The organism is Syntrophaceticus schinkii, assembly GCF_000946815.1.
GTDB classification, from domain to species: Bacteria; Bacillota; DSM-12270; order Thermacetogeniales; family Thermacetogeniaceae; genus Syntrophaceticus; species Syntrophaceticus schinkii.
The window spans coordinates 21,193-27,192 of record NZ_CDRZ01000135.1 but is presented as its reverse complement, the minus strand read 5'-3'; the positions used below and the strand labels follow the sequence as shown (position 1 = coordinate 27,192).

General features: G+C 41.4%; 10 protein-coding genes. 1 reads left to right on the top strand and 9 read right to left on the bottom strand.

Features of this window, described 5'->3' with window-relative positions; translation table 11 throughout:
* Positions 1 to 46: 46 nt before the first annotated feature.
* Entirely contained in the window at positions 47 to 799 is a 753-nt protein-coding gene (locus SSCH_RS06415; RefSeq protein ID WP_044664747.1) for a transposase, read from the bottom strand.
* An 883-nt stretch (positions 800 to 1,682) separates the two neighbouring features.
* On the opposite strand from SSCH_RS06415, the gene SSCH_RS20850 reads away from it, so the two are divergent.
* Positions 1,683 to 1,970 (top strand): group II intron maturase-specific domain-containing protein, encoded by a 288-nt coding sequence (locus SSCH_RS20850; protein ID WP_044664741.1) that lies wholly within the window; start codon positions 1,683 to 1,685, stop codon positions 1,968 to 1,970.
* Between the two features lie 138 nt (positions 1,971 to 2,108).
* Here the strand turns inward: SSCH_RS20850 and SSCH_RS17465 are convergent, their stop codons facing one another.
* The 8 genes from SSCH_RS17465 to SSCH_RS06385 form a co-directional block, all read right to left on the bottom strand.
* Positions 2,109 to 2,411, bottom strand: a complete 303-nt coding sequence (locus SSCH_RS17465) for a GNAT family N-acetyltransferase (RefSeq protein ID WP_084710978.1) — start codon at positions 2,409 to 2,411, stop codon at positions 2,109 to 2,111.
* Between the two features lie 242 nt (positions 2,412 to 2,653).
* Entirely contained in the window at positions 2,654 to 3,067 is a 414-nt protein-coding gene (locus SSCH_RS06405; protein WP_044664740.1) for a hypothetical protein, read from the bottom strand.
* Positions 3,068 to 3,091: 24 nt separating this feature from the next.
* Positions 3,092 to 3,760, bottom strand: a complete 669-nt coding sequence (locus tag SSCH_RS06400) for a superoxide dismutase (protein WP_232294261.1) — start codon at positions 3,758 to 3,760, stop codon at positions 3,092 to 3,094.
* Positions 3,761 to 3,948: 188 nt separating this feature from the next.
* Entirely contained in the window at positions 3,949 to 4,701 is a 753-nt protein-coding gene (locus SSCH_RS06395; protein ID WP_044664738.1) for a CPBP family intramembrane glutamic endopeptidase, read from the bottom strand.
* A gap of 12 nt (positions 4,702 to 4,713) precedes the next feature.
* Positions 4,714 to 4,863 (bottom strand): hypothetical protein, encoded by a 150-nt coding sequence (locus tag SSCH_RS18240; protein ID WP_156972146.1) that lies wholly within the window; start codon positions 4,861 to 4,863, stop codon positions 4,714 to 4,716.
* A gap of 105 nt (positions 4,864 to 4,968) precedes the next feature.
* A complete protein-coding gene (locus SSCH_RS19005) occupies positions 4,969 to 5,247 on the bottom strand; it encodes a hypothetical protein (RefSeq protein ID WP_198142210.1) in 279 nt (92 codons plus the stop codon).
* Positions 5,213 to 5,710: a DUF3784 domain-containing protein gene (locus SSCH_RS06390; protein ID WP_198142209.1), complete on the bottom strand. Its 498-nt coding sequence runs from the start codon at positions 5,708 to 5,710 to the stop codon at positions 5,213 to 5,215. Before SSCH_RS06390 ends, SSCH_RS19005 begins: the two co-directional genes overlap by 35 nt.
* Entirely contained in the window at positions 5,692 to 5,934 is a 243-nt protein-coding gene (locus SSCH_RS06385; RefSeq protein ID WP_052835398.1) for a hypothetical protein, read from the bottom strand. Before SSCH_RS06385 ends, SSCH_RS06390 begins: the two co-directional genes overlap by 19 nt.
* Positions 5,935 to 6,000 lie beyond the last annotated feature (66 nt).

Genomic DNA, 6,000 nt, shown 5'->3' with positions numbered 1-6,000 from the left:
GGGAAGTTAATTCGAAGATTTTCGTTTTTCAAGTTTCAAAAAGCCTTTAATCCATTCTTACACCTTTGGGTACGTAGTTATGGGGTAATTGTCCCTCTGCCTCTTTGAAGAAATTAAGGAATTCGCCGTTACTGTGCGTCTTACCACCATATGCTTTTAGATTGACTAATTCTGCAGTTTCAGCAATAAAACAAGCCTTGGCCTTGATAGACGGACGGCCGTGATAACGAGGGTTATAGCCTACCTCACCGCCTTCCTGGTTGCCATGAAGGGTAATAACTGTATCATCGCAGTCCAGCCATATCTCAGTTGGTTCCTTTGTCTGGGAATGCAGTGCTATAAATTGTTGATTGATAGAGCGTAATTCCTCAAGGGATTCAATTCCCAGTGCCTTAAATAACCGTCTGAATGCTGATTCCTCAGGGCATTCAATATCGCCTTTGATTTTCAGGTAACCCGGGTCGTAACGTAAATCATTGATATGCTCGAATCGAGATAAACCAAGAATTTGAGCATCAACCAGAAAATCGAGCATTTCTTGAGACTGATATTTGCTGTTAGGTGCTTTGCGCATGGTAAAAGTGCTTTTGATAAGTTCCTTGAAACCAATTGCCTGTTTAAAAGATTCTACAGGGCCAAAATTGGCGAATTTAGTGGTTGTATTGTTATCAAAAGTAACTGGCAAATTAAATTTACGGATTTTCTTTTGTAAACGGTATTTTTCAAGTTCAATCTTTCTTTTTTCACGTCTGGGTAAAAGAGGTGCTTGACAATGTGTGGTTGTTTGTTGTACTTTCATATTGAAGACATCCCTTCTATTGGATTTTGGGTCTCACCTATCCAATTAGATTTTTGAGGGGTGTCTTCCTCCTTTTTGTGCAAAATATTTTATAGGTTTTGCTACTTAAAAAGCTAGCAATGGCAAGAGCTTGGGCAGCTTTATTAGGGGTTACTTGCCGGCTATAGGTTAATTATTGTTCTTCTTCAGTTAAAAATCAATTATATAGGTCTTTTTAAGCTCGTTATTAATAAAATCATATAAAATGTATTGATGCCTTCATCCACATAATCGGGTGCCTCAAATTTTAAAAATACACTTCATACAAGAATGCATGGCATCTGTTTTTTCAAGATTTACAAAAAAATTTTACCGGCAGGTTTTTTTGCTATTATTATGGGAATAAAACCATATTGTATTGTCCATGCAGGAGGGAGATTCGAAGTGTTTGAACCACTAATATGCTGCCGGAATTAACTAATACGAAAGTTCAGCCAAAAGAACTTCTGCATCTGGTAGCTTATCAGGCTTCTTCCGATTTAGAACTTCCCGTAGCTCATAAATATTACGGTCACATAAAACCACATCATGATGTTCTGTAACATACGAGAGTGTCTGTGCAACTTTTGAGTGCGGAAAGAGGACAGCCTTACAGAAGCATTGCAGCAGGGGCATTTCGATATTACTGGATATACAACTGAATATCTGTCTTTTGCGTAAACTGATAATTTAACAGGTAGTTTCCAAAGAATTTGCAAGCTCTTAGCATCCCTAATTAATCTGCAAATAGTTTAGCAGATTCAGGAGACATTACCACTGCTTTTTATGATCGCTAATCTGCAACATCCCCCCATGAATTAGAGACAAAGTGTATGCAAAAGAACACCAAGTGGTTCGAGGATCGATGAATTACTTCAAGTTGGCAGATGCAAAAAAGCTGATAAAGAGCTTGGATGTATGGATTAGAAGCCGCATACGAATGGTGACATGGAAACGATGGAAGAGAGTCCGCACTCGTTTTGAGAACCTCAAGCGTGCAGGAATCAAGGAAGAACAGGCGTGGATGTGGGCAAACACAAGAAAAGGCTATTGGCGCACTGCCCATAGCCCAATCTTGTTAAAAACCCTATCCAACGAGAGGTTTAAACGCGTCGGATACCTCAGTTTGACGGAATGCTATTCTGCGAAGTAACGTGTAAACTTTGGAACCGCCGTATACCGAACGGTATGTACGGTGGTGTGGGAGGTCGGCTACTCAATTAATGATTAGCCTCCTACCCGATTTTGAAACATAGATAAATTAGAATTTGTCAGCTTCATGTTATGCTTATTAGGTGTGTGAAAATAATTTACACGGGATGGTTAAAAACACATCATTATTAACTTTAAACCCTCTTTTCTCGTAATAACTTGATATTTTTTCTGTTGTTTGAACTAGCCATTCCGAGTTTGGGAAATGCTCAAAGCAGCGTTTTAGCAATTCTTTGCCTATTCCTTTGTTTTGAAATTCCGGTAAAACAAGCAAATCATATATTATAGACCTAAACATTCTATCACTCAATACCCTCACTGCCCCGATCAAACGTTCATTTTCCCATGCTGAAATTACAAGAGTTGAATTAGTAAACGGAATATTGTTATTTTTTTATCATATCTGAAGTTTCTGAACCATCTGACCAACCTACAGACATAAATAAATTATGTAATTGTTCAGATGGCAAATCTTTTTTCGTGTCATTATAAATAATACCCATACTTTTCTATCCTTCCGCTAATATAAATTATCAGTTCCAAACAGCTACACTTCAAATTTCTGTTTATAGTCTTTAGTACATGCCGGTTTCATCTGATCATAATATCGATCTAACTTATAACCTAATACATCCCGCCTGACGCAAACTCACCCTCTCCCTTAAGATAGCAGTCGAAAAATTCAAGGCAGACCCTGTTGATGGTTTTGAGGCAGTATTCGGTGTCGGTTGTTGATTTCTGCCCATTGAATATGCGCGTCAGAAGCGGGCTGGCAAGTGCCAGATCAGTCAGAGTGAAATGCCCCACACCGCTGATGCAGACATTAAATGCAGTTGCATCGCTGTCGGAAAGCAAGGTATAGTTTTCAGCATATTGCGGCCATTCTGACAGATGGCTCCATGAGCTGTCCGAATACACATTGAGCACTGGCACGGGATAAATTTCATCTATGAAGACGAACTCACCGTTCTCAACACCCCTAATGTCGCACATGAATGGAGATTCAAGCGCAATAACTGCGCCGACATCATCCCTCATTTTTCCGACATCTATTTCACATATCTACATTCCGAAAGATGTTTCTAGCGGCACTCTGGTCCGCATGGCCAGCCGCAAACGCCGTTCCACTTCATTCCAGTTGACCAAACTCCACCATGCCCGGACATAGTCCGCCCGCCGGTTCTGGTAGTCCAGGTAGTAGGCGTGTTCCCATGCATCCACAACAAGCAGCGGGATCGCTCCCCACTGGGTGAGATTCTGGTGCTTTTCTGCGGTCAGGATCTCTAACCTCATCCAGGAGGGTACCCAGCACAGCACCCCCCAACCGGAGGCTTCAACCTGGATCGATGCCTCAGTGAATTGCTCTTTAAATGGGGCAAAGCCCCCGAAGTACTTCTCAATTTCCAGACAGGTATAATAACCCGGTTCTCTCAATCCCCCTGGGGCCATCACTGTCCAGTAGATGCTGTGCAGGATATGCCCCGAGCCATGAAAGGCGAGCTCCCGCTCCCAGTGCTTTACCAAACTGAAGTCCCCCATGCGCCGCGCCTCCACAAGTCTGAGCTCTGCCTTATTCAGCCCTTCTACATAGGCGAGATGGTGCCGGTCGTGGTGGATGCGCAGCGTTCTTTTGCTGATCACCGGCTCCAGAGCATTATAAGGGTAGGGGAGAGGGGGAAGCTTGTGCCCCCCTGGCGGCACATAACCCTTTGTTGGTCTTGTTTGCTCCACACTCATCAACCCCTTAATTATGGCAATGTCTGGTATATGGTATGCAGGGGTGTTGATTTTGTGCCAGGGGTAATTACGTAAAGTCTTTGATCAGGGAATCATTTTTCAGATTAGGCCGCTAATCGAAACACCAGCCAAAATGACCGTCCCCGTGGCTGCCCCTGAAATTTATCAGTCTCCGGTTTTGCTCATAATGGGCAGTCCTGTTTATCAGGCAACTTGGTCCATAAATAGATTGCATAGGTAATCATGATTACCGATTGAATGATTATCAAAACAATTTCTATCGTTCCTTGAATTAACGCAATCCAATTAATAAAGTCATATAACATATGCCATATAATTACGGATATAATGCTTTTTGTTAACATTACAATTTCCGAAGCGACAATACCAAATAGCAATGCGTTAATTATGGTAAGTGCAACCATGAAAATTCCTGCTCCTGAAAATGCTTGAGAAGCATGCACAGCTGCAAAGAACACAGAAGACAAGATGACTGTTTGTTTGATTGTAAAACAAGTCCTCAGCTTTCTCAGTATAATTCCCCTGAAATAAAGTTCTTCTGACAATCCAATTGCGATTGTGAAAAATGCCAAAGCCATAATAGCATGTATGTCATGATTTATTCCGTAAAAGAGAAATCCTATTTTTGCTGCAATTACCGGTACAAAATATAATACTGTTTTTATACTGCCTTTTTCAATTCCGATAAAACCGATTTGGGCAGGTTTCATATTCGTAATCCACATAAAGATTGCAGGTACTGATATGGACAACATCATAAAAACACCTTGCAGCCAATAACTTTGTATGGCGTCCATATCATTCATAACTACAATCACGCCGGATGCTACGGGAAAAATCATCAAAACAATCGAAAATATAAGGGAACTCAACATGGCTCTTAATTTGGTGTTTTTCCCTTTTTCATCTATCATTTTTATCTCCCATTATATAAATAATCTGCACTTCAAATTCATGTTTATGACCCACATTACTATTTTGTTCGGAGAGAGGCCGCAGATTTCAGCTAATGTCTGCCGGTCACTTCCCTGGCGAGGGGGATCGAGGATGATGGTGTCTGGTTTGATGTCCTCCATAGACAGCCGGGGCAGGGCTTTATCTACTCTCTCCCGGATAAACTTGGTATTATCGCCATCTATAGGCTATCGTTAGCAAGAGGCATGTATATGCACCTGGCGCTGCTACCTGGTTTTCCTTAAAATTTCTTCATATGCTTCTTCTGTCTTCTGGGCATCCGCTAAATTAAAAAAAATCACAGTTTTCCCATTGCTCTGAAGATATACAAATGGTGGTTTGTTTGCGTTTACAAACAGCTTAACTGCACCAAATTCAGTTGTTTTAAAATGGCCTTTCAAATGAGATCCAAAACCGGAACCGTTGGTGCGCATCTCGACATTTGGAAGTTCTTCTAATAATTCAATCTCTTCAATAGACTCCCAGGCATAAATTTCGCCGTACATGCCGTGTACTTGTAGTCCTTCGTCCAAAAAGGAAATTTTGGTGGGTTGAACAGACAAAAAACAGCAGAACACCCACTGCAAGAAAGACGACCAGTGTAATGACAACAGGAAGCGCCAATTGTTTTCCCGCATCTTTGCGCAGCTTTCCCTGTTCATCAAAAAGATTGCCATCATACTTTTGGGCCTTTATCAGCAGGTATACTGTAGAAATCCCGAAAAATATAAAGGCGGGTGCCATGCTTATTTTTATGTCGAAGGCATACAGAATGCCCATCACCAAAAACACCGCACTATTGGCATAAGCATAGACCCCCATCAATTTCCCCAGGGCCTTTACATTGACCTTTTCTTTTTTCTCCTTGGGCATGGTGTTTAATCCAGCGATTAGAAAATACCATTTAAAACCATGGACGGCGATGCCTATCGATATAAAAAGAGCTGCCATTAAAAAACAAGTCCACATGATAAAATCTCCATCAAAATTTCCGCACCTGTGCCGCATATTGACAGCTCATCGTTTGAATAGCGAAGTCTTCCGGATATTTCTGCTATTAACTCTGAACTTTCGGCGGCAACCTTGTATAAATCCTTATATTGGGCAATGACTCTGCCTAAATAAAGACCTTTATATTGAGCAGCTTCTTGATATCTTTCAGGAAACCCCAAACTCTTGATCCTGATGTTCAATTTCTCACATCCAACCTCCCACTTTCCACATCTCACTTGCCAGGTAGGCAAGAAAACGGTTCCGTG